The organism is Bradyrhizobium sp. PSBB068, from assembly GCA_016839165.1.
GTDB lineage: Bacteria > Pseudomonadota > Alphaproteobacteria > Rhizobiales > Xanthobacteraceae > Bradyrhizobium.
The window spans coordinates 618,088-642,142 of record CP069300.1; the positions used below are offsets into that span (position 1 = coordinate 618,088).

The 24,055-nt window shown below is 65.3% G+C and carries 23 protein-coding genes; 13 read left to right on the forward strand and 10 right to left on the reverse strand.

Features of this window, described 5'->3' with window-relative positions:
* Positions 1–17: 17 nt before the first annotated feature.
* The 7 genes from JQ507_02855 to JQ507_02885 all read left to right on the forward strand — a co-directional run bounded on the left by JQ507_02855 (position 18) and on the right by JQ507_02885 (position 6,753).
* Positions 18–1,007: a sulfate ABC transporter substrate-binding protein gene (locus tag JQ507_02855; GenBank protein QRI70497.1), complete on the forward strand. Its 990-nt coding sequence runs from the start codon at positions 18–20 to the stop codon at positions 1,005–1,007.
* Between the two features lie 63 nt (positions 1,008–1,070).
* Positions 1,071–1,877: a sulfate ABC transporter permease subunit CysT gene (cysT, locus tag JQ507_02860; GenBank protein QRI73152.1), complete on the forward strand. Its 807-nt coding sequence runs from the start codon at positions 1,071–1,073 to the stop codon at positions 1,875–1,877.
* A 107-nt stretch (positions 1,878–1,984) separates the two neighbouring features.
* On the forward strand, positions 1,985–2,848 hold the full coding sequence (gene cysW, locus JQ507_02865) for a sulfate ABC transporter permease subunit CysW (protein ID QRI73153.1): 864 nt from the start codon (positions 1,985–1,987) through the stop codon (positions 2,846–2,848).
* A complete protein-coding gene (locus JQ507_02870; protein QRI70498.1) occupies positions 2,838–3,884 on the forward strand; it encodes a sulfate ABC transporter ATP-binding protein in 1,047 nt (348 codons plus the stop codon). Before cysW ends, JQ507_02870 begins: the two co-directional genes overlap by 11 nt.
* Positions 3,885–4,163: 279 nt before the next feature.
* Positions 4,164–4,661, forward strand: coding sequence for a CAP domain-containing protein (locus JQ507_02875; protein QRI70499.1), 498 nt, complete (start codon positions 4,164–4,166; stop codon positions 4,659–4,661).
* Between the two features lie 106 nt (positions 4,662–4,767).
* Complete coding sequence (locus JQ507_02880) at positions 4,768–5,952, forward strand: DUF3734 domain-containing protein (GenBank protein ID QRI70500.1); 1,185 nt, start codon at positions 4,768–4,770, stop codon at positions 5,950–5,952.
* Between the two features lie 12 nt (positions 5,953–5,964).
* On the forward strand, positions 5,965–6,753 hold the full coding sequence (locus JQ507_02885) for a 3-hydroxybutyrate dehydrogenase (protein ID QRI70501.1): 789 nt from the start codon (positions 5,965–5,967) through the stop codon (positions 6,751–6,753).
* Positions 6,754–6,931: 178 nt separating this feature from the next.
* On the opposite strand, the gene JQ507_02890 is transcribed toward JQ507_02885, so the two are convergent.
* The 4 genes from JQ507_02890 to JQ507_02905 all read right to left on the reverse strand — a co-directional run bounded on the left by JQ507_02890 (position 6,932) and on the right by JQ507_02905 (position 9,977).
* The gene (locus JQ507_02890) at positions 6,932–7,243 is read right to left on the reverse strand and encodes a type II toxin-antitoxin system RelE/ParE family toxin (protein ID QRI70502.1); all 312 of its coding nucleotides are present in this window, start codon (positions 7,241–7,243) and stop codon (positions 6,932–6,934) included.
* Positions 7,240–7,476 carry a hypothetical protein gene (locus JQ507_02895; GenBank protein QRI70503.1) on the reverse strand — a complete coding sequence of 79 codons (237 nt, stop codon included), beginning with the start codon at positions 7,474–7,476 and terminating at the stop codon, positions 7,240–7,242. The genes JQ507_02890 and JQ507_02895 overlap by 4 nt, the downstream gene beginning before the upstream one ends.
* Positions 7,477–7,509: 33 nt before the next feature.
* Positions 7,510–8,904: an oligosaccharide flippase family protein gene (locus tag JQ507_02900; protein ID QRI73154.1), complete on the reverse strand. Its 1,395-nt coding sequence runs from the start codon at positions 8,902–8,904 to the stop codon at positions 7,510–7,512.
* Between the two features lie 236 nt (positions 8,905–9,140).
* Positions 9,141–9,977: a cytochrome C biogenesis protein gene (locus JQ507_02905; GenBank protein QRI70504.1), complete on the reverse strand. Its 837-nt coding sequence runs from the start codon at positions 9,975–9,977 to the stop codon at positions 9,141–9,143.
* Positions 9,978–10,113: 136 nt separating this feature from the next.
* Between JQ507_02905 and JQ507_02910 the strand changes: the two genes are divergently transcribed.
* Complete coding sequence (locus JQ507_02910; GenBank protein ID QRI70505.1) at positions 10,114–10,773, forward strand: YqgE/AlgH family protein; 660 nt, start codon at positions 10,114–10,116, stop codon at positions 10,771–10,773.
* Positions 10,774–10,933: 160 nt separating this feature from the next.
* Here the strand turns inward: JQ507_02910 and JQ507_02915 are convergent, their stop codons facing one another.
* Together JQ507_02915 and JQ507_02920 are read right to left on the reverse strand one after the other, a co-directional pair.
* Entirely contained in the window at positions 10,934–11,821 is an 888-nt protein-coding gene (locus JQ507_02915) for a TauD/TfdA family dioxygenase (GenBank protein ID QRI70506.1), read from the reverse strand.
* A 117-nt stretch (positions 11,822–11,938) separates the two neighbouring features.
* Positions 11,939–12,718 (reverse strand): SDR family oxidoreductase, encoded by a 780-nt coding sequence (locus JQ507_02920; GenBank protein QRI70507.1) that lies wholly within the window; start codon positions 12,716–12,718, stop codon positions 11,939–11,941.
* 177 nt (positions 12,719–12,895) lie between these two features.
* On the opposite strand from JQ507_02920, the gene JQ507_02925 reads away from it, so the two are divergent.
* Together JQ507_02925 and JQ507_02930 are read left to right on the forward strand one after the other, a co-directional pair.
* On the forward strand, positions 12,896–13,630 hold the full coding sequence (locus JQ507_02925; GenBank protein ID QRI70508.1) for an SDR family oxidoreductase: 735 nt from the start codon (positions 12,896–12,898) through the stop codon (positions 13,628–13,630).
* A gap of 72 nt (positions 13,631–13,702) precedes the next feature.
* A complete protein-coding gene (locus JQ507_02930; protein ID QRI70509.1) occupies positions 13,703–14,080 on the forward strand; it encodes a CsbD family protein in 378 nt (125 codons plus the stop codon).
* 139 nt (positions 14,081–14,219) lie between these two features.
* On the opposite strand, the gene JQ507_02935 is transcribed toward JQ507_02930, so the two are convergent.
* From JQ507_02935 to JQ507_02945, 3 genes are all read right to left on the reverse strand, one after another.
* On the reverse strand, positions 14,220–15,962 hold the full coding sequence (locus JQ507_02935; protein QRI70510.1) for a DUF459 domain-containing protein: 1,743 nt from the start codon (positions 15,960–15,962) through the stop codon (positions 14,220–14,222).
* Positions 15,963–16,183: 221 nt separating this feature from the next.
* On the reverse strand, positions 16,184–17,563 hold the full coding sequence (locus JQ507_02940) for a lytic murein transglycosylase (GenBank protein QRI70511.1): 1,380 nt from the start codon (positions 17,561–17,563) through the stop codon (positions 16,184–16,186).
* A gap of 133 nt (positions 17,564–17,696) precedes the next feature.
* Positions 17,697–18,116 carry a MerR family transcriptional regulator gene (locus JQ507_02945; protein QRI73155.1) on the reverse strand — a complete coding sequence of 140 codons (420 nt, stop codon included), beginning with the start codon at positions 18,114–18,116 and terminating at the stop codon, positions 17,697–17,699.
* 78 nt (positions 18,117–18,194) lie between these two features.
* On the opposite strand from JQ507_02945, the gene JQ507_02950 reads away from it, so the two are divergent.
* Together JQ507_02950 and galU are read left to right on the forward strand one after the other, a co-directional pair.
* Entirely contained in the window at positions 18,195–19,484 is a 1,290-nt protein-coding gene (locus JQ507_02950) for an NADH:flavin oxidoreductase/NADH oxidase family protein (GenBank protein ID QRI70512.1), read from the forward strand.
* 147 nt (positions 19,485–19,631) lie between these two features.
* Positions 19,632–20,507 (forward strand): UTP--glucose-1-phosphate uridylyltransferase GalU, encoded by an 876-nt coding sequence (galU, locus tag JQ507_02955; protein QRI70513.1) that lies wholly within the window; start codon positions 19,632–19,634, stop codon positions 20,505–20,507.
* A gap of 226 nt (positions 20,508–20,733) precedes the next feature.
* Here the strand turns inward: galU and JQ507_02960 are convergent, their stop codons facing one another.
* Entirely contained in the window at positions 20,734–21,690 is a 957-nt protein-coding gene (locus JQ507_02960; protein ID QRI70514.1) for a LysR family transcriptional regulator, read from the reverse strand.
* 118 nt (positions 21,691–21,808) lie between these two features.
* Between JQ507_02960 and katG the strand changes: the two genes are divergently transcribed.
* The gene (katG, locus tag JQ507_02965) at positions 21,809–23,974 is read left to right on the forward strand and encodes a catalase/peroxidase HPI (GenBank protein ID QRI70515.1); all 2,166 of its coding nucleotides are present in this window, start codon (positions 21,809–21,811) and stop codon (positions 23,972–23,974) included.
* The last annotated feature ends 81 nt before the right edge of the window (positions 23,975–24,055 follow it).

The following is a 24,055-nucleotide window of genomic DNA, read 5'->3' on the forward strand; positions in this document are numbered from 1 at the left end:
GTTGAATGGAGACAGAAATGATCCGTCGTATGCTGCCGCTGGTCGCGGGATTGTTGTGGGCGAGCTCGGCCTTCGCGGCAGACTATTCGCTGCTCAACGTGTCCTACGATCCGACGCGCGAGCTCTATGTCGATTTCAACAAGGCGTTCGCCGCGGCCTATCAGAAGGATACCGGCAAGAGCGTCGAGATCAAGCAGTCGCACGGCGGCTCGGGCTCGCAGGCGCGCTCGGTGATCGACGGATTGCAGGCCGATGTCGTCACGCTGGCGCTGGCCTATGACATCGATGCGATCGCGGGCAAGGGCCTGCTCGCTGCGGACTGGCAGAAGCGGCTGCCGCTCAACGCCTCGCCCTATACCTCGACCATCGTGTTCCTGGTGCGCAAGGGCAATCCCAAGGGCATCAAGGATTGGGACGATCTGATCAAGCCCGGCGTCGCCGTGATCACGCCGAACCCGAAGACCTCGGGCGGTGCGCGCTGGAACTATCTCGCCGCCTGGGGCTATGCGCAGAAGAAGTTCGGCTCGGCCGATAAGGCGAAGAAATTCGTCGCCGACCTCTACCAGAACGTCCCGGTGCTCGACACCGGCGCGCGCGGCTCGACCGTGACCTTCGTCGAGCGCGGCGTCGGCGACGTGCTGCTCGCCTGGGAGAACGAAGCCTTCCTGGCGTTGCGCGAATTCGGCCCGGACAAGTTCGAGATCGTGGCGCCGCCGCAGTCGATCCTCGCCGAACCACCGGTTGCGGTGGTCGACAAGGTTGTCGATCAAAAGGGCACCCGCGCGGTCGCCGAAGCCTATCTGAAGTACTGGTACACCAAGGAAGGCCAGGAGATCGCCGCGCGCAACTCCTACCGGCCGCGCGATCCCGAGATCGCCAAGGAGTACGAAAAATCCTTCGCCAAGGTTGAACTTTTCACCATCGACGACGTTTTCGGTGGTTGGACCAAGGCGCAGAAGGAGCACTTCGCCGAGGGCGGCATCTTCGATCAGATCTACAAGAACTGATCGAGATATGGCCCGGGTCGAACAGGGGGATATGTGAGCACAGCGGTTGCACGACGCAGTACCCTGCCGGGGTTCGGTCTCACCATGGGACTGACCCTGACATGGCTCTCCGTCATCATCCTGATTCCGCTGGCCGCGCTGTTCCTCAAGACGTTTGAGCTCAGCCTCGATCAGTTCTGGGGCATCGTCACCAGCCGCCGCACCTTGAACGCCCTGAAGATTTCGTTCGGGCTTTCGTTTGCGGCCGCCTGCGTCAATCTGGTGATGGGCACCATCATCGTCTGGGCGCTGGTGCGCTACCGCTTTCCGGGCCGGCGGCTGTTCGACGCCATCGTCGATATTCCGTTTGCCTTGCCGACCGCGGTCGCAGGCGTGGCGCTGACGCAGCTGTTTGCCCAAAAGGGCTGGCTGGGCGCGCCGCTCGCCGAGCTCGGCATCAAGGTCGCGTTCACGCCGATCGGCATCTTCATCGCGATGATCTTCATCGGCATCCCCTTCGTGGTCCGCACGGTGCAGCCGGTGCTGATCGATCTCGATCCCGAGATCGAGGAGGCGGCCGCGAGCTTAGGGGCCAATCGCTGGCACACCGTGTTTCGCGTCATCCTGCCGAGCCTGATCCCGGCGCTGCTCACCGGGTTCGCGCTCGCCTTCGCCCGCGCCATCGGTGAATACGGCTCGGTGATCTTCATCGCCGGCAATCTGCCCAACGTCTCGGAGATCGCGCCGCTCCTGATCGTGATCCGGCTGTCCGAATTCCGCTACGCCGATGCCACCGCGATCGCGGTGGTGATGCTGGTGGCCTCGTTCCTGATCATCTTCCTGATCAACCGGCTGCAGCGCTGGGCGCAAGCCCGCATTCCCGTGCATTGAGGTCCGAGATGTCGATGCAGACGGGATTGGCGACCTCGACTACGCAGCTGCGGAGCTACGCGCCCGCGACCGATGTCAGCGTCGCGGCCCCTGCACCGCAGCTCGATATCGCGCGCGCTGGGCCGGTCGCCGCGGGACGCAACCCGCGCACCGAGCCGGGGCCGATCCGCTTCATCATCATCGCGCTGGCGATCGCCTTCCTCAGCATCTTCGTCGTGCTGCCGCTGGTGGTCGTGTTCGCCTCGGCCTTCTCGAAAGGCATCGTCGCCTATCTCGCGGCGCTGGCCGAGCCTGAGGCGCTCGCCGCGATCAAGCTGACGCTGCTGGTCGCTGCGATCTCGGTCACGCTCAACCTCGTGTTCGGCGTGGTCGCGGCCTGGGCCATCTCGAAATTCGAGTTCACCGGCAAGACCTTTCTGATCACGCTGATCGACCTGCCGTTCTCGATCTCGCCTGTCATCTCGGGCCTGGTCTTCGTGCTGCTGTTCGGCGCACAGGGCTATTTCGGGCCGTGGCTGCAGGCGCACAACGTCCACATCCTGTTCGCGGTACCCGGCATCGCACTGGCGACGATCTTCGTCACCTTTCCGTTCGTGGCGCGCGCGCTGATCCCGCTGATGCAGGAGCAGGGCTCCCAGGAGGAGGAAGCGGCGATCTCGCTCGGCGCCTCGGGCCTGCAAACCTTCTTCCGCGTCACGCTGCCCAACATCAAATGGGGCCTGCTCTACGGCGTCCTGCTCTGCAACGCGCGCGCGATGGGCGAGTTCGGCGCGGTGTCCGTCGTCTCCGGCCATATCCGCGGCGAGACCAACACGATGCCGCTGCTGGTCGAGATTCTCTACAACGAATACCAGTTCGTCGCGTCGTTCGCGATCGCCTCGCTGCTCGCGATGCTGGCGCTGATCACGCTGGTGGCGAAAACTATTCTTGAGCGGCGGCTCGACGAGGCTGAGGTGCCCGATGGCGATTGAAGTCAGGAATATCGTAAAGCGGTTCGGCAGCTTTGCCGCGCTCGACAATGTCGATCTCAAGGTTGCCGATGGCGAGCTGCTGGCGCTGCTCGGCCCGTCCGGCTCCGGCAAGACCACGCTGCTGCGGATCATCGCAGGGCTGGATTGGCCCGACTCCGGCGAGGTCGCGATCGATGGAGAGAACGCGCTCTCGCGCGGCGCCAGCGAGCGTCAGGTCGGCTTCGTGTTCCAGCACTACGCGCTGTTCCGCCACATGACGGTGTTCGAGAACGTCGCCTTCGGCCTGCGCGTGCAGCCGCGCGCGATCCGCAAGGATGAGGCGACGATCCGCGCACGCGTCAAGAACCTGCTCGATCTGGTGCAGCTCGACTGGCTCGCCAACCGCTATCCCAGCCAGCTGTCCGGCGGCCAGCGGCAGCGCATCGCGCTGGCGCGCGCGCTCGCGATCGAGCCGCGCATCCTGCTGCTCGACGAGCCGTTCGGCGCGCTCGATGCCAAAGTGCGCAAGGAGCTGCGGCAATGGCTGCGCTCGCTGCACAGCGAGATCCACGTCACCTCGATCTTCGTCACCCACGACCAGGAGGAGGCGCTCGAGGTCGCCAACCGCGTCGTGGTGATGGACAAGGGCAGGATCGAGCAGATCGGCTCGCCCGGCGAGGTCTATGACAATCCGGCGACCGCCTTCGTGCACGGCTTCATCGGCGAATCCATCGTGCTGCCGGTCGACGTGGCCGGCGATGCGGTGCGGCTCGACGGCCGTCCGCTGAACATTCCGGCGCTGGGCGCGGCGTCCGGCGCGGCCAAGCTGTTCGTCCGCCGCCACGACATGGCGGTCGGTCCGGCCGGAACCGGCGCACTGGAAGGCGCCATCCGCCACGTCCGCTCGTTCGGCCCGATCCAGCGCGCCGAGGTCGCCCTGGCCGGCAGTGAGGGCAAGACCGTGATCGAGATCGATGCGCCCCGCGACCGCGAGCTGCAGGCCGGCGAAATCGTCTCGCTGCAGCCCCGCCGCTACCGGATCTTCGCCGCGCAGTAGCTGCCGCGGGTCCAAACCTCTCCTTGAAAAGGGGAGGTCGCCTTGCTCGTCAGAGCAAGGCGGGTCTGTCTCCACGATAACCGCTATCGCCTGTGGCTGACCCCCCATCCCGACCTTCGCCCTTTCGGCGGGAAGGAGAACCCCATATCCGTCGTCGTTCCGGGTTCGCTTCGCGCCCCGGAATGACGGCGTTTTGTGTGGTCAAAAGTTAGCCCCTGTTCACCATTCAGCCACGGTTGGTATGCAACAACGGCCAGCCAACCTTGGGGGTTTTCTGAAGTGAAACGGACGACGGTCGCCCTGTTCGGGCTTCTGGTGCTTGCCGGCTGCGCCGCGGACACCAAAATCCCGGAAGAACCGGCGATGTATCTCAACATGGCGCAGCCCGGCGCCGTCCTGGACAGCCAGGCCGCCGCGATCCTGTTTTCCCAGTACCGCCAGAACAATGGTCTCGGCACCGTCGTGGTCGATCCTGACCTGACCAGGCTCGCCGAGCAGCAGTCGCAGGCGATGGCCGCCCGCAACAAGATGGACCACGACGTGAAGGCCCCGCTCGGCAAGCGGCTGGAGGCCGGCGGCTACCCGGCGACCGTGGCGGTCGAGAACATCTCGGCCGGCTATCACACGCTCGCGGAAGCCTTTTCCGGCTGGCGCGATTCTCCGCCGCACAAGGCCAACATGCTGAAAAGCGGTGTCACAAAAATGGGCATCGCGGCCGTTTATGCCCCCAACACCAAGTACAAGGTGTTCTGGACGCTCATTCTGGCGGCAACCTGATTTCGATAAATTCCGCGTGATCTAACCCTCCCATCTCGCAGATTGACGCGGCGGCCAACAGCGGCCACCGTTGTGGTCCAGGTCGTTTTTGAGCGAACGGTTACGAATGGATACTTCGGATTCCGCGCCGGCCTCGACGCCCGCGCAAGCGAGGCGGGTGCTGGTTCTTCAGGGCGGCGGCGCGCTTGGCTCGTACCAGGCCGGCGCCTTTCAGGCGCTCTGTCATGCAGGCTTCGAGCCGGAATGGATCGCCGGCATCTCGATCGGCGCCATCAATGCCGCGATCATCGCCGGCAACGAGCCGGACAAGCGGGTGCCTAGGCTGAAGGAATTCTGGGAGATGGTGTCGGCGCCGGTGCCGTGGAATCCGGTTTCCAAGCATGAGCGCGCCCGCTCGCTGTTCAACGAGACCTCTGCCGCCATCATCGCGACCTTCGGCGTGCCCGGCTTCTTCACGCCGCGGATCCCGCCGGCGCCGCTGTGGCCGCCCGGCAGCTCGCAGTCGCTGAGCTATTACGACACCGCGCCGCTGAAGAAGACGCTGGAGCGCCTGGTCGATTTCGATCGCATCAACGACCTGAAGACGCGGCTGTCGGTCGGCGCGGTCGGCGTCACCTCGGGCAATTTCTGCTATTTCGACAACTACGAATTCAAGAAGCGCGGCAAGACAATCGGCCCCGAGCACATCATGGCCTCCGGCGCCCTGCCGCCGGGCTTTCCCGCCGTCGTGATCGAGGGCGAGCATTACTGGGACGGCGGCATCGCCTCCAACACGCCGCTCGACTTCGTGCTCGACGAGGAGACCAGCCGCGATCTGCTGATCTTCCAGGTCGACCTGTTCAGCGCCCGCGGGCCGCTGCCGGAGACGCTGCTGGAGGCCGCCGAGCGCGAGAAGGACATCCGCTATTCGAGCCGGACGCGGATGAACACCGACAAGAACCGGCAGATCCACAACGCCCGCATGGCGGTGCGCGACCTGATCGGCAAGCTGCCCGATTACCTGAAGAACGATCCGTCGGTCGAATTGCTGCGCAAGGCATCCAAGGAGAACACCGTCACGGTGGTTCACCTGATCTACAAGAGCAAGAACTACGAGAGCTCTTCGAAGGATTACGACTTCTCGCATGTCGGGATGGTCGAGCACTGGGGCGCCGGCGTGCGCGACGTGCATTTGTCGATGCGTCACAAAGAATGGCTAGAACGGCCACAGTCCGGGGAAACCATGGTGACTTACGACCTCACGGGGGACGAACCCACGCCCCCTGAATCGAGCCCCCCGCAAGCAAAATAGGAGCGACCGATAATGGGTACGTTGACAGGCAAGACCGCCGTTGTGACCGGCTCGACCAGCGGCATCGGATTGGCGTATGCGCGCGCCTTCGCAGGCGCCGGCGCCAATATCGTTCTCAACGGCATGGGCGTTCCGGCCGACATCGAGAAGGAACGCTCCGGCATCGAGACCGACTTCAAGGTCAAGGCCGTGCATTCGCCGGCCGACATGACCAAGCCGGCCGAGATCGCCGACATGATCGCGCTCGGCGAGAAGACCTTCGGCTCGGTCGACATCCTGGTCAACAATGCCGGCATCCAGTTCGTGTCGCCGATCGAGGAATTCCCGCCCGAGAAGTGGGAAGCGATCATCGCGATCAACCTGTCGTCGGCGTTCTACGGCATCCGCGCCGCGGTGCCCGGCATGAAGAAGCGCGGCTGGGGCCGCATCATCAACACGGCGTCCGCGCACTCGCTGGTGGCCTCGCCGTTCAAGTCGGCCTACGTCTCGGCCAAGCACGGCATCGCCGGCCTGACCAAGACCGCGGCGCTCGAGCTCGCACAATTCAAGATCACCTGCAACTGCATCTCGCCGGGCTATGTCTGGACCCCGCTGGTCGAGCACCAGATTCCGGAGACCATGAAGGCACGTAACATGACCAAGGAGCAGGTCATCAAGGACGTGTTGCTCGCCGCGCAGCCGACCAAGGAGTTCGTGACCTCGGAGCAGGTCGCAGCGCTGGCGCTGTTCCTGTGCGGCGACGATGCCGCGCAGATCACCGGCGCCAACCTCTCGATCGACGGCGGCTGGACCGCGGAGTAATTATCCGCCGGCACTGACCTGGCATCAAAGAGCCGGCCCCGATTGGATCAGGGCCGGCTTTTTAGGGTAGAAAGCTGCCCGAACTAGCTAAAGCATGATCCGGAAAAGTGCGAAGCGGTGTTCCGAAAAGATCATGCTCAAACAAAGAGCTAAAGCGCGATGACGATTCAACCAAATATCATCGCGCTTTAGGGTCCAAATCGGCGGGGGAGAACGGCGTTCGGGACGCATGTCTGATGTGCAGGATATCGATTGTATCGCTGCGCACCCGATAGAAAATGCGGAACGGATAGCGCAGGACGGTAATTGCGCGGACCGTGGAGCGCTGCGAGATGCGCGGCGCGGCCTCGGGTGCGCGGCAGACCCGGTCAATGACATCGCGGAAGCGGCGCTCGGCAGCTGCGGCGATTGCCGGGCTGGCATGGGTCGAATAGTGGGTCGCGATTTCGTCCAGATCAGTCAGTGCTTGCCGCGAGAAGACGACCTTCATTTGCGGCGAAATTTGGCAAACGCGCCTGCGATCTCCTCGTCGGTCGCGCACTCGCCGGCGTCGATCGATGCCATCGCGGCGTCGATGACCCGCAGTTCATCTCGAGTTGCGACGTAGTCTTGGGACTGTAGCTCGCTTTCGATCTGATTTGCGATCGACACGAATTCATCCTGTGCCGCCTCGGGCCAGGATTGAACGCGATTGAGCAGGTTTTTCAGTTCCGCTGCGGTCATGCCGTGTATTATATGCCGCGGTCGATCAAAATGCTACGGCGTAGGCCGGGCCTTCCCGAACGCCAGCACGTGCAGGCCGAGGCGCGAGCGCACCACGACGAACAGCAGGATCGTCTCGAAGGTCAGCGACAGCGAGGTCGAGGCCGCCGCGCCCATGCCGCCGTAGCGCGGCACCAGCGCGATGCAGAGCCCAACATTCATCAGGAACGATACCGCATAGGCGGTGGCGCAGATACTCTGGTGGCCGAGCATGTTCAGCAGCCGCTCCACCGGGCCGATCGCCGAGCGCACCACGAGCCCGATCGCGGCGACGAACATGATGCTGTAGCCGTCGACGAACTTCGGGCCGAACAGCCACAGCAGCGGCTTGCCGAAGGCGAGCAGGGCGATGGTTGCGAGCAGCGAGGGCCAGAACGTCCAGCTGATGGCGTGCGCGACATAGGCCGACAGCCTATCCTTGTCGCCGAGCGCGTTGTATTCGGCGAAGCGGTGCGCCGTCGTCGCCGACATCGCGTAGTGCACGAACGACACCAGCGCCAGCGTCTTCACCACTGCGAAATAGATGCCGACCTCCTCGGAGGAGCGGAATTGCTGCAGCATCAGCACGTCGGTGTAGCCGAGCAGGAGATAGAAGCTCTCGACCAGCATGATCGGCAGCGAGATCTTAAACCAGCCTTTGAGGTCGTAGGTCTTCTCGCCCGGCCCGAGATGGGCTTTGAGGCGGCGGTTCAGCACGATCATCTGGCCGATCGCCGCGATGTAGACGGCGGCTGCGCTCGCGATCATCGCGGCGGTGGCGCCGAGATTGAGGCCGAGCGCCAGTGCGCCGGCGGTCAGCGCGATGATCAGCCCCTGCCGCACGATGAATTGCGGCATCAGGCCGAGCTGCATCCAGTCATGCGCGCGCGAGATGCCGTCCTGCGTGTTGGCGACCACGAACGGCGGCAAGGTCAGGCAGCCGATATAGAGCGGCACGATCGCATTGGGGTCGATCCAGGGCGAGGCGAGATGGATCACGCCGGCGAGCAGCAGCGCCACGGTGCTGGAGGCGGCAAGCACCACCCAGCGGCCGCCGGAAAGGAAGCCGCGCAGCGCGGCGAGGTCGCCGCGCGTGCGATATTCCGGGATGATCTTCTGCGAAGACGGCGCGATGCCGAAATCCATCGTGCTGCCGAGCAGCAGCACCCAGGTCCAGACATAGACATAGATGCCGTAGTCCGAGCCGCTCATCCAGCGCGCCAAAAGGATCTGCGCCAGATAGGCGATGGCGGCGCTGATCACGCGGATGATGAAGATCATGCCGGCGAGGCGCTTGGTGACCGACGCCTCCTTGGTGCCGCCGAGCAGGCGCGCGACGAGGTCCCGCAGGCGCGCGACCGGGCCCGATGGCGCAGAGGTTGCGGCAGAGGATTCCGATTGTGTCTCCATCACAGCCAAGGCGGAAAAATTCCCAAAGCGCCGCAAGGCGGCAATGGTCACCGATCTATCAACGAATCGTTAAGATTGGGTTGGGTGACGGATGCTCGCAACCCAGGCGTCGTCCCGGCGCAGGCCGGGACCCATAACCACAGGGAACAGTTGACGCGCACAGCTTAACCCGCAGCGTGCCTCGCACTGCGGCCGCGGAGTATGGGTTCCTGCTTCCGCCGGAACGACGGTGGGCGTCAGTTCAAATTGATATTGAATTCATAGCTCTTGTCGCCGCCGACCAGGGTCAGTTTCAGCGCGGCGCCGTCCGCCTTGGCGCCGGGCGGCAACCCGTCGAGCTCGAAGGCGAAGCGCTTCACGCCCGGCGGTGCATGCTCGACGAGCTTGGGCACCGGCAGCGCCCAGTCCGGCGTCGGTCCCTCGACGAAGAGGCTGAGGTCCTTGCTTTCCGGCGCGGTGACATCGACCAGCACGTTGTTGCCGTCGCGCTTGACGTCGCGGATCGTGACAGGGATGGGATCGCCGATATTGGCGGGCTTCGGCACCGCGTTGAGCGCTTCCGACAGCGCGGCGTCCTCGGTCGAGGCGACGCTCGCGAACGCAAGCTCGGCTTTCGCTTCCACCGGCACGCACAGCTTCTCGCACACCGCGTAACTGATGTCGGCGCGCAGCACCAACGGCTTGTCGGGATTCTTCGCGACGATGCGCAGCGGCAGCACCACCTGATGCTTGTAGCCGAGCGAGGTGCCGCCGGCGCCGTCGTCGAACTGGCGCGGCGCCGGCCACATCACCGTGACCGCATCGACATTGTCCGATTTGGAGAAATCGAACCGCGGCGGCACGCCGGAATCGCCCGGCGTGCGCCAGTAGGTTTTCCAGCCGTCCTGCAACTGGAAGGCGATGCCGCCGAGCAGCACCGCGCCGCTGCGCGATCCCGCGAGCAGCCGCACGGCCGAATGGGTGTCCTGCTGCCACGGCGAAGCGTCGTCGGCGCGCACCTCAGTTGCCATACATGCGACGGACAATGTGGCGGCAACGCCAAAAGCGGCCCGCAGGGGAACTGTGACGATCATGAGACGTCTTTACCTGCAACTTTCGTTGCAAACCATTGAATTGCTTGTGATGCATCGCCGCACGCGGCGTGATGCTTGATTGACAGAACCGCCACCCAATATCAGGATGCCAAATCAGCAGGAAAGGCCTTTGTGGATGCGCCCTGAAGGCAAAACAGGCAGGACTCGCAAGACCGCCGGCGGCAGAAGCCCGGCCGTCGGTCCGCATGCCGCAGACGGCGGCTATCTCGATGGCCAGATGCTGATCGCGATGCCTGTCATGAACGACCCGCGCTTCGAGCGTTCGGTGATCTACATGTGCGCGCATTCGTCGGAGGGGGCGATGGGCATCATCGTCAATCGCCCGGCCGGCAGCATCGATTTCCCCGGACTGCTGGTGCAGCTCGACATCATCGAGAAGTCGGACCAGATCCAGCTGCCCGAAAATGCCGAGATGATGAAGGTGATGAAGGGTGGCCCGGTCGATACCGGCCGCGGCTTCGTGCTGCATTCCAGCGACTTCTACATTCAGGACGCGACGCTGAACATCGACGACGGCATCTCGCTGACCGCGACCGTCGATATCCTGAAAGCGATCGCCAAGGGCGCCGGCCCCAAGCACGCGATTCTCGCGCTCGGCTACGCCGGCTGGGCGCCGGGCCAGCTCGAGAACGAGATCCAGCACAATGGCTGGCTGCACTGCGACGCCGATCCCGAGCTGATCTTCGGCACCGACGTCGACGAGAAATACGCCCGCGCCTTGCGCAAGATCGGCATCGAGGCCGGCATGCTGTCGAACGACGCCGGGCACGCGTAGGCCGCGCACCACACCCACGGTGTCGTCCCGGCGAAGGCCGGGACCCAAAACCCCGACTGCTTGTGATTTCGCGACGCTGTGGCCTCAGCGCGCCCCATTCCCACGTCCTGTGGTTATGGGTCCCGGCTTTCGCCGGGACGACGGCTGTTATCGCGGCGCGCTACTCCGCCGCTTCCTGCGCCACCGTCGGCTGGGTGCCGGCCACCGTGGCGCGGCGCATGTCGCGGGGCTGCGACTGGTCGTAACGGCGGACGCGGTGCACGGTCTGGCGGTTGTCCCACATCACGAGGTCATGCAGCGTCCATTTGTGCACATAGACGAACTCGCTCTGCGTCGCGTGCTCGGTGAGGTCGCGCAGCAGCACCCGCGCCTCCGGCATGCTCATGCCCCTGATCGCGCCGGCATGCGATGACAGATACAGCGATTTGCGGCCGTGCACCGGATGGGTGCGCACCAGGCGTTGCAGCACCGGCTTGAACATCTCTTTCTCTTCCTCGGTGTAGTCGAGGAAGCCGAGCGAGCCGCGCGAATACATCAGCGAGTGCTCGCAGATCATGTCCTCGATCTCCGCCTTGGTGTCGTCGTCGAGCGCGTCATAGGCGGCGCGCATATCGGCGAATTCGGTGTTGCCGCCCTTCGGGTTCACGACGCGCGCCGACAGCAGCGAGAATTTCGCCGGGATCGGCCGGAACGAGCTGTCGGAGTGCCACAGGCAGTTGCCGAGATTGAACAGATGGGTGCGGTGATCCTTCGGCAGCGGCTTGCCGTCCTTGCCGAGATTGCCGACATCGTTGAGCCCGGACGACAGGCGATAGTCCTCCTTCTTCGTCACCGTGCCGCCGCGCGAGTGCTCGCGCTCGCCGAAGTTCAGCGCGAACGCCATCTGCTGCTCGTCCGTGATATCCTGGCCGTGGAAGACGAGCACGGCGTATTTGTCCATGCCGGCCTCGATGTCGGTCGCTTCCTGCTTCGTCAGCGGCTTGCGCAGGTCGACGCCGGAGACCTCGCCGACAAAGTGCTTGTGAAGCTGCCGGATCAGGACCGTCATTGGCGTATCTCCCCGTATCGTGCGGGCGGTTGGCCCGCTTCGTCTGATTTGACGGGAAGGCTACTCCCGACGCGCGCGCTGTCAACGCTTCACGGCCGAGCGGGCAGCGAATGCGGGTCAGGCATTCCGCGCCATCAACCCGCCGTCGACCGGAATCACCGCACCGGTCAGGAACGATGCCGCGGGCAGGCACAGGCTCAGCGTCATGTGCGCGACCTCTTCCGGATCGCCGTAGCGCGCCAGCGCAGTGCGGCGCTTGGCGTAGATCGTCTTGTGCTCCTCGGAGATGCGATCGGTGATGCCTGTGCGGATCGGGCCCGGACAGATGCAGTTCACGGTGATGCCTTCGCGCCCCAGTTCCACCGCGAGCGAGCGGGTCAGGCTGGTGACGCCGCCCTTGGCCGCCGAGTAGGGGCTGTGCAGGCCTGTTGCACCCAGCGCTTCGGTCGAGGCGATGTTGACGATGCGCGGCGAGCGCGACTTGCGCAGGTACGGCAGTGCCGCGCGGATGATGCGCGGATGCGCCGTCAGCATCACCGCGATGCCCTTGGCCCAGGCATCCTCGTAACCGGGATCGTCGATCGGCACCCGCACCGAGATGCCCGCATTGTTGACGATGATGTCGAGCCCCCCGAAATGCGCGGCGACATCGTTGACGACTTTGATGATGGCGTCGCGATCACTGACGTCGAGCGTCCAGGCCTTCGCCGAGCCGCCGCTCGCCGATATCTCCTTCGCCACCGCCTGCGTGCCGTCTTCGGTCAGGTCGGTGACCGCGACATTGGCGCCCTCGTCGGCGAACACGCGCGCAGTGGCGCGCCCCATGCCGCTTGCCGCTCCCGTGACGAGAACGGTGAGGCCCTTCACCGAACGGCTGAGCTGCTTGTATTCGGACACGACGGACCTCCCGTTGATTTTTTTGCGTTGTGAGACCGGCAACGCTGGCACCGATCCGCAGAGACGTCAAACCGGCGTTCCCTGATCGCCGCGCACGCAGCGCGTTAACGCAAGTTTCCCGGGTGGCTTTTCGCAAAGGATCATGCTCAATCAAGAAAACAGCAGAGAGGAAACGCGATGAACGAGCTTGATTTCGGCGGCAAGCAGGTACTGGTGGTCGGCGGCTCCTCAGGCATCGGCAACGGCATTGCGCAGGCCTTCCGCGCCAAGGGCGCGCGCGTTGCGGTGTACGGCACCCGCGCCCAAGCGAGCGACTATTCGGCTGAAGAAGGCTCGCATCTCGACGGCCTTGCCTATGCGCAACTCGATGTCTCTGATCCCAAGGCGATCGAAAGCCTCACACCGTCGTTCGATCGGCTCGACGTGCTGGTGCTGGCGCAGGGCGCCGTGATTTACCGCCGCGGGGAATTCGAGATGGAGGGTTTCCGCAAGGTGCTCGAAGTCAACCTGATGAGCCTGATGGCCTGCGCCACCAAATTCCATGCGATGCTGAGCGCGAGCCAAGGTTCGCTGATCATCGTGAGTTCGACCGCGGCGTATCATTCCACCATGGGCAATCCGGCCTACAACGCCTCGAAGACCGGCGCGGTCGGGCTGACGCGCACGCTTGGTGAAGCGTGGGCGGAGAACGGCATCCGCGTCAACGGCATCGCGCCGGGCCTCGTCGACACCAAGATGACCAAGGCGACGACCGCCAATCCCAAGCGGCTCGAAGGCGCGCTCGGGCGCATTCCGCTGAAGCGCCTCGGCACGCCCGCCGACATGGCCGGCGCCGCTTTGTTCCTGGCGTCGCCGCTCGCCTCCTACATCGTCGGCCAGACCATCGTCGTCGACGGCGGGCTGATCCTCTAGCTCCAGAAGAGCTAAAGGAACCTGCGCGCGGTTCCGCGGTTAGCTCCCTGACAATTTCAGGGAGCAGATGTGATGGACAAGGACCGGATTTTCGGAACGGCAAAGGAATTCGCGGGCAAGGCCGAAGGCGTAATCGGCGATGCGACCGGTGATGCGCAAACACAGGCCTCGGGCCGCGCACGCGAGGCTGCCGGCACCGTGCAGGATCTCTACGGCCAGGCCAAGGATGCCGCGCGCGACGCGGCTGATACCGCGGTCAACTATGCCAAGGATGCCTATGAGCATCGCGGCGAGACCGTTCGCAGCGGGCAGAAGGCGGTGGCGCAGACGGTGCAGGACAATCCGCTCGGCGCGCTCCTGATCGCCGGCGGCATCGGCTTTGCGCTCGCGCTGTTGATGACGCGTCAGCCACGCCGCCCGCCGCCGTCGCGCTGGCGCCATTACGGCTGATCCGCCGTCATTGCGAGGAGCCACCGGGTCGCGCGTACGCGCGCCCGATGACAGGGTCCGCGACGAAGCAATCCATCCATCTGCCCGTGCGGATAGATGGATTGCTTTACTTCGCTCGCAATGACGGATGCAGCGCCGCTTACTGCCAGGGATCCCCAGGCCCGGCGGCGCGCTGTCCGACACTGCGCGGCGGACGCGGTGGCGGGGGGAGCAGCGGGCGCTGCTGCGGCGCGCCGAAGCCGAAGAAGTCACGCAGCCAGGGCTGCGGCTGCTGCTGCGGCTGAGCCTGGGCCGGACGGAACACGCGCTTCTGCGGCTTCGGCGCGGTGATGATCGAACCGTCGGGCGCGATCGCCGTGGTCGACGGCGGCGGGTTGGCAGGTGCTCCGGCCGCCGGCGCAGCCGGCGTCGCCGCGGCGACCGGCACGTCGCCCTTGGCCTGCTCGCGGCCGATCTCGCGGCGTGGCCAGGCGAAATCGTCGGCGCGGCCGGCCGGCGGCGCCAGCGCCTCGCCCTTCACCAGCGTGCGCGCGGCGAGCGCATCGACGGCGGCGGGCCGCGAGCCGGGGCCGCCGAGCAATTGATCGGTGCCGACCGTGGAGGCGACCAGCGGCAGCACCGGGCCTGCGAGCGGTCGCGGCGGGGGCTTGCCGGGTTCGGTGCTGGTCTCGGGCGCCGCCGGTTCGCTCGGCAGCGCGATCGGGCCGGTGCGCACGGCGAGCAGGCGCGTCACCTCGCGCTCGACATAATGCGCGAGCTTGCGCGCGCCGGCCTTGGTGAAGAACACGCCGTCGTCGGAGCGCAGCTTGCGCGGCTGGCCTTCGAAGTCCGGGCCCTTCGGCATGAAGCGGCCGGCCTCGTCGACGAAGCCGTCCCAGACGTCGACATAGGTAATACCGGCCTTGCCGGCGCCGTCGCGATACAGCGCGTCGAGGAACAGCATGTCCGACGTGCCCTTCTGGCCGCGGATCGCGGGCAGGCCGACCCACAGCACCGGCACGCCCTTGCTCTTCAGCACGTTGATCAGCTCTTCGATCTTCTTGCCGTAGAGCTCGACCCAGCGGTCGTCGCGGAAATCATAGAGGCCGTTGGGCGAGCGCGCGGTCTTGTCCGGTGCGGCTTGTGAATCGTCGGCGTCGTCGGCCGGCAACTCGGGATCGGCAGGCTTGGCGTCAGCCTTGCCATCGTTCTTGCCATCATTCTTGCCGTCGCTCTTGCCGTCATTCTTGGCCGTCGCATCGGGCTTGTCGCCGGGCTTCGCGTCCGGTTTGGCGCGCGCGTCCTTTTTCTCGTCCTTCTTGTCGACCTTCTTCTCCACGACCGGTTCGCGGATCGCGGTGCGGTCGTTGAGGCCGAGCATTACGACGATGGCGTCGGGGTTCTCGGTGGCGAGAATGCCCTTCGCGGCCGCCGCCCAATCCGCCGGGTCGCCCTTGGGCTGATAGCGGATCAGGCCGGACACCGTCTTGTGCTTGCGGATCACGCCCATGTCGGGCTGGTCGGAATACGCATCTTCCAGGCCATAAGCGAGCCAGTCGGCCATCGCGTCGCCGATCACCAGCACGTTGCGCTCGGCCGCGGCTTCGCGCTTGGCCGGCGGCGGCGCGCGCGAAAAATCCTCGCGCGGCCGCTGCGGCTGTGATTGCGGTTGCTGCTGCTGGAACGGCGCGAAGAAATCGCCCCCGAACCAGCCGCCGCCACCGCCGTGCTGTGGAGGCGCGCGGCGCTGCGGTTGCGGCGGTCCGCCGCCGAAGCCGGGGAAGCCGAAGATCTGTGCCGAGGCCGGCTGCGCAATACCGATCAGGAGCGCGAGCGCCACCGCCAGCGCAGCCAGCGGGCCGGCCTCGGTGAATACGCGCAGGAAGGACTTCGGCTCTCGCATCGGGTTCGGTCGCAAATGATCTGGAAGCAGGCGAGTATATTAGCGGAATCGGGCCGCAAGCGGGCAGCTTTTCCACCATAAATCGGGTGCCTCCGGCCGCCGTCAAGGCGAGCGGCAAATATCGGATTTCACGGTTACTTTCGGGGGAGAGGCCCGGGTGCCACCACGAAGGAACTGCGCTCCCTCTCCCCCGCAAGCGGGAGAGGTGACTTAGCTTGTCGCTACCGCCCCCGCAGCCGCTCCAGCACCTCCGATGTGGCAAAGCCGTCGGCCGGCGCCCCGATCGAGACCTGGAAGCCGCGCAGCGCCTCGCGGGTCTGGCCGCCGAACTGGCCGTCGGGCGTGCCCTTGTAGAAGCCACGCTGGGCCAGCAGCTGCTGCAGTTCCAGCCGCTCGGCGCGCGACAGCACCCGCTCCTGGCGCGGCCAGGGCTGCACGAAGGGCTGACCGCCGCGCAGGCGATCGGCGAAATGGCCGATTGCGAGCGCATAGGCCTCGGCCGGGTTGTACTTCATGATCACCCGAAAATTCTGCAGCATCAGGAAGCCCGGCCCCTCGGCGCCGGCCGGCGCCAGCAGATAGGCCTTGTCTGACGGCCGCGGGAATTGCTGGCCGTTCGGCCGCTTGACGCCGAGCTGCTCCCATTGCGACAGCGGCATCGCCTTGGCGCGGTCGGCCAGCATGTAGTTGAGGCCCTGCGGCAGCACCACCTCGTAGCCCCAGCTCGCGCCGGTCTGCCAGCCGTCCTTCTTCAGATTGTTGGCGGTCGAAGCGATCAAGTCGCTCGGATTGTCGACGACGTCGCGGCGGCCGTCGCCATCGCCGTCGACGGCGAAGCGCTTGAACGCGGTCGGCATGAACTGGGTCGGGCCGAATGCGCCGGCCCAGGAGCCGCGCATCTGCTCGGGCCTGAGATCGCCGCGGTTGAGGATCTCCAGCGCCGACAGGAATTCATCCTTGAAATAGGCCTGACGGCGGCCGATGCAGGCGAGCGTCGCTGTCGACTGCACCACGTTGCGATCGCCCATCTGGGTCGAGTAGTTTGATTCGATGCCCCAGATCGCGGCGATGATGTAGCGGTCGACGCCATAGGCGCGCTCGGTCGCGTCGAACTGCTGCTTGTATTTGGCGAGGATTTCGCGGCCCTTGGCGAGCCGTGTGTCGCTCACCAGGATATCGAGATAGTCCCAGATCGCCTTGGTGAACTCCGGCTGCGAATCCATCAGGTCCATGATGCGCAGGTCGGGTTGCAGGCCGGCGGTGAAGCGCTCGAAATTCTGCTGCGTGATGTTGCGCCGCGCGGCATCCGGCCACATCGCCGCGACGCAGTTCGGGAAGTCGGATGCGGCCTGGCGGATCGCGGCGGCGGTCATCAAGGGATGACCGGAAGCGCCGTCCTCGCCGCTCCAGGGTGGGGCTGCACCGTCCTGACCGGTCGCGGCCTGCGGCGGCGTCGCGTTCGGTCCGGAGAAGATGCTGTCGATCAGGTTGGTCAGGCCGTTGCCCGCCGACTGGGCCTGCGTGCTGACGGGCAGCAGCAGGGCCAGCGCGACAAGGCTCGCGCTGAAAAGCGTGGTCCGCGGTGTTCCGGTCGAGCGCATTGTCGTGTGCCTGTCAAAATCGTGCTGCCTGAGAAGGCCCCGTCACGGTTTCCAATATCTTAACAATGGGCGGCATTTTGGGCGTGACGAAATCGCGCGCAGTTGTTTGACCGGGACAAATTGTCCGGCGTCATCAACTCGTCTTCGACTGGTCCCTCAGACCCGCCAGGATACCTTCGGCATTCTCAAAACAGTCGCCGCCCGGTGGCGTGGCTTCGATCCGGGCGATCACGGCCTCGAGCCCGGCCTGGGTTTCAGACAATCGACAACGCAAGGCTTCGACCTCGGCCACCTTGGTCTTCAACGCGGCCACCAGCCTGTCCTTGCTCCAGTCTCCCTTGCCGTGCGGCGGCAGCAGGTTCCGGATCTCGTCGAGCGAAAATCCGGCCTGCTGGGCCATCACGATGATCTCGAGGACCTGCCGGGTCCCGCGCGAATACTGGCGATAGCCGTTCAGGCCGCGATCGATCGAGCCGATCAGGCCCTGCCGCTCATAGAAGCGGATGCGCGACGGCGCGAGGCCGGATTCCCGAGCCAGTTCCCCGATCTTCACTGCCGATCTCCTTGGCGTCTTGACCTTAAAGTTAACTTTAAGGTTATGGTCCGTGGCGATCAACAAGGAAATTGGCTGATGTCGCCGTTCGAGCCCCTGACCCTGCCCAACGGAAGCAGCATTCCGAACCGCATCGCCAAAGCGGCGATGGAGGAGAACATGGCTGACGCCAGGCATTTCCCGTCGGCCGAATTGCTGCGCCTCTATCAGGCCTGGGCCGACGGCGGCGCCGGCCTCATCATCACGGGCAACGTCATGATCGATCGCCACGCCATGACCGGGCCCGGTGGCGTCGTGCTGGAGGACGGCACCGAGCTCGAGCCGTTTCGAAACTGGGCGCGCATCGGTCGCGCCAGGGGCGCGCAGATCTGGATGCAGCTCAATCATCCGGGCCGCCAGATGATGAAGAATCTGGGCCAGCAAACCCTGGCGCCGTCCGCCGTCGCGCTTGATCTCGGCAAGCATTCGAACCTGTTCGCAATGCCGAGGGCGATGACCGAGCAGGACATCGACGAGGTGATCGGCCGCTTCGTCAGCGCCGCAAGGCTGGCGGAGCGCGCCGGCTTCTCCGGCGTGCAGATCCATGCGGCGCACGGCTATCTGCTCAGCCAGTTCCTGTCGCCATTGACCAACCGGCGCACCGACGGCTGGGGCGGTCCGCTCGAGAACCGGGCGCGTCTGTTGATCGAGACCGTCAAGGCGGTGCGCGCTTCGGTGTCGCCCGGTTTTTCCGTTGCGGTCAAACTGAACTCCGCCGATTTCCAGCGCGGCGGCTTCGATGCCGCTGACGCCAAGTCCGTCGTCGAGATGTTGAACGCGTTGTCCGTTGATCTCGTGGAGTTGTCGGGCGGCAGCTATGAGGCGCCTGCGATGCAGGGCGATGCGCGCGACGGCCGCACGCTGGCGCGCGAGGCCTATTTCCTCGACTTCGCACGCGACGTCGCCGCGGTCGCCAGGATGCCGGTCATGGTCACCGGCGGCATTCGCCGCATCGGCGTCGTGCAGCAGGTGCTCGACAGCGGCGTCGCCATCGCCGGCATCGCCACCGCGCTGGCGATCCGGCCGGACCTGCCGAACGCCTGGCGTCGGGGGGAGGATCTGCGGCCAGAAGTCGCGCCGATCCGATGGAAGAACAAGCCGATGGCCTCGCTGGCCGCAATGGCCGTCGTGAAATTCCAGTTGCGGCGGTTGAGCCGGGGCCGCACGGCCAATCCGAACGTTTCGCCGTTGAAGGCGTTGTTGCTGGCCCAGCTCCGCACCGCGTCGCTGACCCGCAAATATCGGCGCTGGATCACCTCATCCGCCGCCGCGACCGCCGCATCCGGCGGCGCGCCGGCTCCATCGCGCGCGGTCGGGATGCCGCGATAAACGGAACACTCGGGCGGAAACCGCTGGGGTGGGCGGAACGTGTGCATCACACATCCGCCTTTGTTCTCGGCTGCAAAAACGGTTACCAAGGTGCGATTAGATTTCGTGCCGCCGTCCCACCCGTTTTTCAAGGCCTCCGATAATCCCATGAAGATCCGCAAAGCCGTATTTCCCGTCGCCGGTCTCGGTACCCGCGTGCTGCCCGCCACCAAGGCGATGCCGAAGGAGATGCTGACGATCGTCGACAAGCCGCTGATCCAGTACGTGGTCGACGAGGCGCGGGAAGCCGGCATCGAGCACTTCGTGTTCGTCACCGGCCGCAACAAGGGCGTCATCGAGGATCATTTCGACCGCATGTTCGAGCTCGACACCACGCTCGCGCAGCGCGGCAAGAAGACCGAGCAGGAGATCCTGGCGCAGAACCAGCCCGAAGCCGGCGCAATGAGCTTCACGCGGCAACAGTCGCCGCTCGGGCTTGGCCATGCGGTGTGGTGCGCGCGCGACATCGTCGGCAACGAGCCGTTCGCGGTGGTGCTGCCCGATGAGCTGGTGCTGAACACGCCGGGCTGCCTGAAGCAGATGATCGACGCCGCCAACAAGCTCGGCGAGAAGTCGAACGTGATCGCGGTCGAGGCGGTGCCCGACGAGCTCACCCATCAATACGGCATCTGCGGCGTCGGCAAGCGCACCGGCAACATCTTCGAGGTCGACGGCATGGTCGAAAAGCCGCCGCAGGGCACCGCGCCGTCGAACCTGTCGATCACCGGCCGCTACATCCTGCAGCCCGAGATCTTCGACATCCTGGCGACGCAGGAGCGCGGCGCCGGCGGCGAGATCCAGCTCACCGACGCGATGATCGGGCTTGCCAGGACGCAGAAGTTCTACGGTGTCGAGTTCGAGGGGGAGCGCCACGATTGCGGCTCCAAGCCCGGCTTCCTCCGCGCCAACATCGCCTTCGGCCTCAAGCGCCCCGAACTGCGCGACGGCCTGATCGCCGAGATGAAGAAATATCTGGAGAAGTGAGTTTCGTCATTCCCCGGTGCGCAATTGCGCATCTTGGGGCTCGCGAAGCGAGAGCCCGGAATCCATTGCACCACTGGTTCTGTGGCTCGATGGATTCCGGGCTCATCGCTTCGCGATGCCCCGGAATGACGAACAGGCGTGCGGCTGACTACGCCTCCGGCTAGTCACTCACGGCTCGCAACAAACTCGGTGTCGTCCATGCGAAAGCAGGGGTCCGCACTCGCAATCACCCGGCCTTCCTTCGTCCCGCGCGCTTCGCCGGTTCCTTCGCGCCATCTTGCTTCGGCGCGCGCAGTTCGCGCGCGGCGAGTGAGACCACGTCGGCGATCTGCTGGAGCTGCGGGGCGAGCGGAGAAGTCTTGCGCCAGACCATGCCGATGGTGCGCGAGGGCTGCGGGTGCTTGAAGCGCGAGACCGTGACCGGCGCGGAGCGCGTCTCCACCGTCACCGCCATCTCCGGAATCAGGGTGACGCCGATGCCGGCGCCGACCATCTGCACCAGCGTCGACAGCGAGCTTGCGTCCAGCACCTCGCGCGGCGGCGAGGACTGCATGTTGCAGAACGACAGCGCCTGGTCGCGGAAGCAATGGCCTTCCTCGAGTAGCAGCAGCCGCATCTCGCGCAGCATCTCGGCGCTCGGCACCGGCGTCTTGGCATCCTCGCCCGGCCGCACCAGCAGGAAATGCTCCGAGAACAGCGCGACCTCGGTCAGCGACGGTTCCGACACCGGCAGCGCCACGATCGCGGTGTCGAGCCGGCCCTCGGCGACCTCCTTGATCAGCTTCGGCGTTAGCGTCTCGCGGACATGGATGTCGAGCTCGGGATGCAGCCGCGCCAGCGTCTCGATCACCCTCGGCAGCAGATATGGCGCAATGGTCGGGATCATGCCGATGCGCAGCCGTCCGGCGAGCTTGTCGCGCGAGGCGCGTGCGAAGTCGCCGAGCTCGTCGACCGAACGCAGGATGTCGCGCACGCGGTGCAGCAGCTCCTCGCCGAAGCTCGTCAAGGCGACCTGGCGAGCGCTGCGTTCGATCAGCACGCCGCCGACCGCCTGTTCCATCTCGCGGATCTGCATCGACAGCGCCGGCTGCGACACCGCGCAGGCGTCCGCGGCGCGCCCGAAATGGCCGTGCCGCGCCAGCGCATCGAAATACCTCAGTTGCCGGAGTGTGACATTTATCATCAGATTATCTTATTGCCGCGATCATTAAAGTCAATTTCCCCTGATGGATTGAGGCGCGTAGAATCGTTCTTGGAAGAGCTCCAGCACATTCCAGAATCCATCACCTCGGAGAAAAAACATGGACGCAAAAACCGACGAAGGCGCGGGCAAATGCCCATTTTCGGCAGCCCCTCGCGGACACACGAATCGTGACTGGTGGCCGGAGTCGCTGGACGTTCAGGTGCTGCATCGCAACTCCAGCCTGTCCGACCCGATGGGCCAGGGCTTTGACTACGCCAAGGAGTTCAAGACCCTCGACCTCAACGCCGTGATCAAGGACCTGACCGCCTTGATGACGACGTCGCAGGAATGGTGGCCGGCCGATTTCGGTCACTACGGCGGCCTGATGATCCGCATGGCCTGGCACTCGGCGGGCACCTACCGCATCACCGACGGCCGCGGCGGCGCCGGTGCCGGTCAGCAGCGCTTCGCCCCGCTCAACAGCTGGCCTGACAACGCCAACCTCGACAAGGCGCGCCGGCTGCTCTGGCCGATCAAGCAGAAATACGGCCGCAAGATCTCATGGGCCGACCTGATGGTCCTCGCCGGCAACGTCGCGCTGGAATCGATGGGCTTCAAGACCTTCGGTTTCGCGGGCGGCCGCGCCGACGTGTGGGAGCCTGAAGAGCTGTACTGGGGTCCGGAAGGCACGTGGCTCGGCGACGAGCGCTACAGCGGCGAGCGTCAGCTCTCCGAACCGCTCGGCGCCGTGCAGATGGGCCTGATCTACGTCAATCCGGAAGGTCCGAACGGCAACCCCGACCCGGTCGCCGCCGCAAAGGACATCCGCGAGACGTTCTTCCGCATGGCCATGAACGACGAGGAGACCGTCGCGCTGATCGCCGGCGGCCACACCTTCGGCAAGACCCACGGCGCGGGTGATCCGTCGCTGATCGGGCCGGAGCCGGAAGGCGGCGCGCTCGAAGAGCAGGGCTTGGGCTGGAAGAGCAAGTTCGGCACCGGCGTCGGTGCCGACGCGATCACCGGCGGCCCCGAGGTCACCTGGACCCAGACGCCGACGAAGTGGAGCAACCACTTCTTCGACAACCTGTTCAAGTATGAATGGGAGCTGACCAAGAGCCCCGCAGGCGCGAAGCAGTGGAAGGCGAAGGGGGCTGCGGCCGACATTCCGGACGCGTTCGATCCGTCGAAGAAGCACGTCCCGACCATGCTGACCACCGACCTCTCGCTGCGCTTCGATCCGGCCTATGAGAAGATCTCGCGCCGGTTCTATGAGCACCCGGATCAGTTCGCGGACGCCTTCGCCCGCGCCTGGTTCAAGCTCACGCACCGCGACATGGGCCCGATCCAGCGTTACCTCGGCCCGCTGGTGCCGAAGGAGACGCTGATCTGGCAGGACCCGGTGCCGGCGCTCGATCATGCCGTGATCGACGACAAGGATATCGAGGCGCTCAAGGCGAAGATCCTCGCCTCGGGCCTCTCGGTCTCCGAACTGGTGTCGACCGCCTGGGCCTCGGCCTCCACGTTCCGTGGTTCGGACAAGCGCGGCGGCGCCAACGGTGCGCGCATCCGTCTCGCTCCGCAGAAGGACTGGGATGTCAACGAGCCGACGCAGCTTAAGACCGTGCTGTCCAAGCTCGAAGCCATCCAGAAGGAGTTCGGCAAGAAGGTCTCGCTGGCCGACCTGATCGTGCTCGGCGGCGCGGCGGCGATCGAGAAGGCGGCAAAGGACGGCGGCACCGATGTGAAGGTTCCGTTCACGCCTGGCCGTACCGATGCGACGCAGGATCAGACCGATGTCGAATCCTTCGCTCCGCTCGAGCCGCGGGCTGACGGCTTCCGCAACTACATCAGCGGCAAGCGTCAGTTCATGCTGCCCGAGGAGGCATTGGTCGATCGCGCCCAGCTGCTGCGGCTGACCGGACCGGAATTGACGGTCCTGGTCGGCGGCCTGCGTGTGCTCGGCGCCAATGCCAAGAAGTCGAAGCACGGCGTCTTCACCGGCAAGCCGGGGACGCTGACCAACGACTTCTTCCTCAACCTGCTCGACATGGGCACGGTGTGGAGCGATGTCGGCGAGGGCGTCTATGAGGGCCGTGACCGCAAGACCAAGGCGGTGAAGTGGACCGGCACCCGCGTCGACCTGATCTTCGGCTCGCACTCGCAGCTGCGCGCGTTCGCCGAGGTCTACGGCTCGTCGGATGCCAAGGAGCAGTTCGTGAAGGACTTCGTCGCGGCCTGGGCCAAGGTGATGAACGCCGATCGCTTCGATCTCGTGAAGTAAGCGGCGGACGGCAATCAGGGACAGGGCGGTGCTTCGGCGCCGCCCTGTTTCGTTTCGGGGACGCTGGTTTCAAGACGAAAG

Bases quoted from the DNA above. Each gene is read 5' to 3' on its own strand.
- JQ507_02855 (QRI70497.1), top strand. From the start codon at position 18: ATGATCCGTCGTATGCTGCCGCTGGTCGCGGGATTGTTGTGGGCGAGC.
- JQ507_02870 (QRI70498.1), top strand. From the start codon at position 2,838: ATGGCGATTGAAGTCAGGAATATCGTAAAGCGGTTCGGCAGCTTTGCC.
- JQ507_02880 (QRI70500.1), top strand. From the start codon at position 4,768: ATGGATACTTCGGATTCCGCGCCGGCCTCGACGCCCGCGCAAGCGAGG.
- JQ507_02885 (QRI70501.1), top strand. From the start codon at position 5,965: ATGGGTACGTTGACAGGCAAGACCGCCGTTGTGACCGGCTCGACCAGC.
- JQ507_02890 (QRI70502.1), bottom strand. From the start codon at position 7,243: ATGAAGGTCGTCTTCTCGCGGCAAGCACTGACTGATCTGGACGAAATC.
- JQ507_02895 (QRI70503.1), bottom strand. From the start codon at position 7,476: ATGACCGCAGCGGAACTGAAAAACCTGCTCAATCGCGTTCAATCCTGG.
- JQ507_02900 (QRI73154.1), bottom strand. From the start codon at position 8,904: ATGGAGACACAATCGGAATCCTCTGCCGCAACCTCTGCGCCATCGGGC.
- JQ507_02905 (QRI70504.1), bottom strand. From the start codon at position 9,977: ATGATCGTCACAGTTCCCCTGCGGGCCGCTTTTGGCGTTGCCGCCACA.
- JQ507_02910 (QRI70505.1), top strand. From the start codon at position 10,114: ATGCGCCCTGAAGGCAAAACAGGCAGGACTCGCAAGACCGCCGGCGGC.
- JQ507_02915 (QRI70506.1), bottom strand. From the start codon at position 11,821: ATGACGGTCCTGATCCGGCAGCTTCACAAGCACTTTGTCGGCGAGGTC.
- JQ507_02925 (QRI70508.1), top strand. From the start codon at position 12,896: ATGAACGAGCTTGATTTCGGCGGCAAGCAGGTACTGGTGGTCGGCGGC.
- JQ507_02930 (QRI70509.1), top strand. From the start codon at position 13,703: ATGGACAAGGACCGGATTTTCGGAACGGCAAAGGAATTCGCGGGCAAG.
- JQ507_02935 (QRI70510.1), bottom strand. From the start codon at position 15,962: ATGCGAGAGCCGAAGTCCTTCCTGCGCGTATTCACCGAGGCCGGCCCG.
- JQ507_02940 (QRI70511.1), bottom strand. From the start codon at position 17,563: ATGCGCTCGACCGGAACACCGCGGACCACGCTTTTCAGCGCGAGCCTT.
- JQ507_02950 (QRI70512.1), top strand. From the start codon at position 18,195: ATGTCGCCGTTCGAGCCCCTGACCCTGCCCAACGGAAGCAGCATTCCG.
- galU (QRI70513.1), top strand. From the start codon at position 19,632: ATGAAGATCCGCAAAGCCGTATTTCCCGTCGCCGGTCTCGGTACCCGC.
- JQ507_02960 (QRI70514.1), bottom strand. From the start codon at position 21,690: ATGATAAATGTCACACTCCGGCAACTGAGGTATTTCGATGCGCTGGCG.
- katG (QRI70515.1), top strand. From the start codon at position 21,809: ATGGACGCAAAAACCGACGAAGGCGCGGGCAAATGCCCATTTTCGGCA.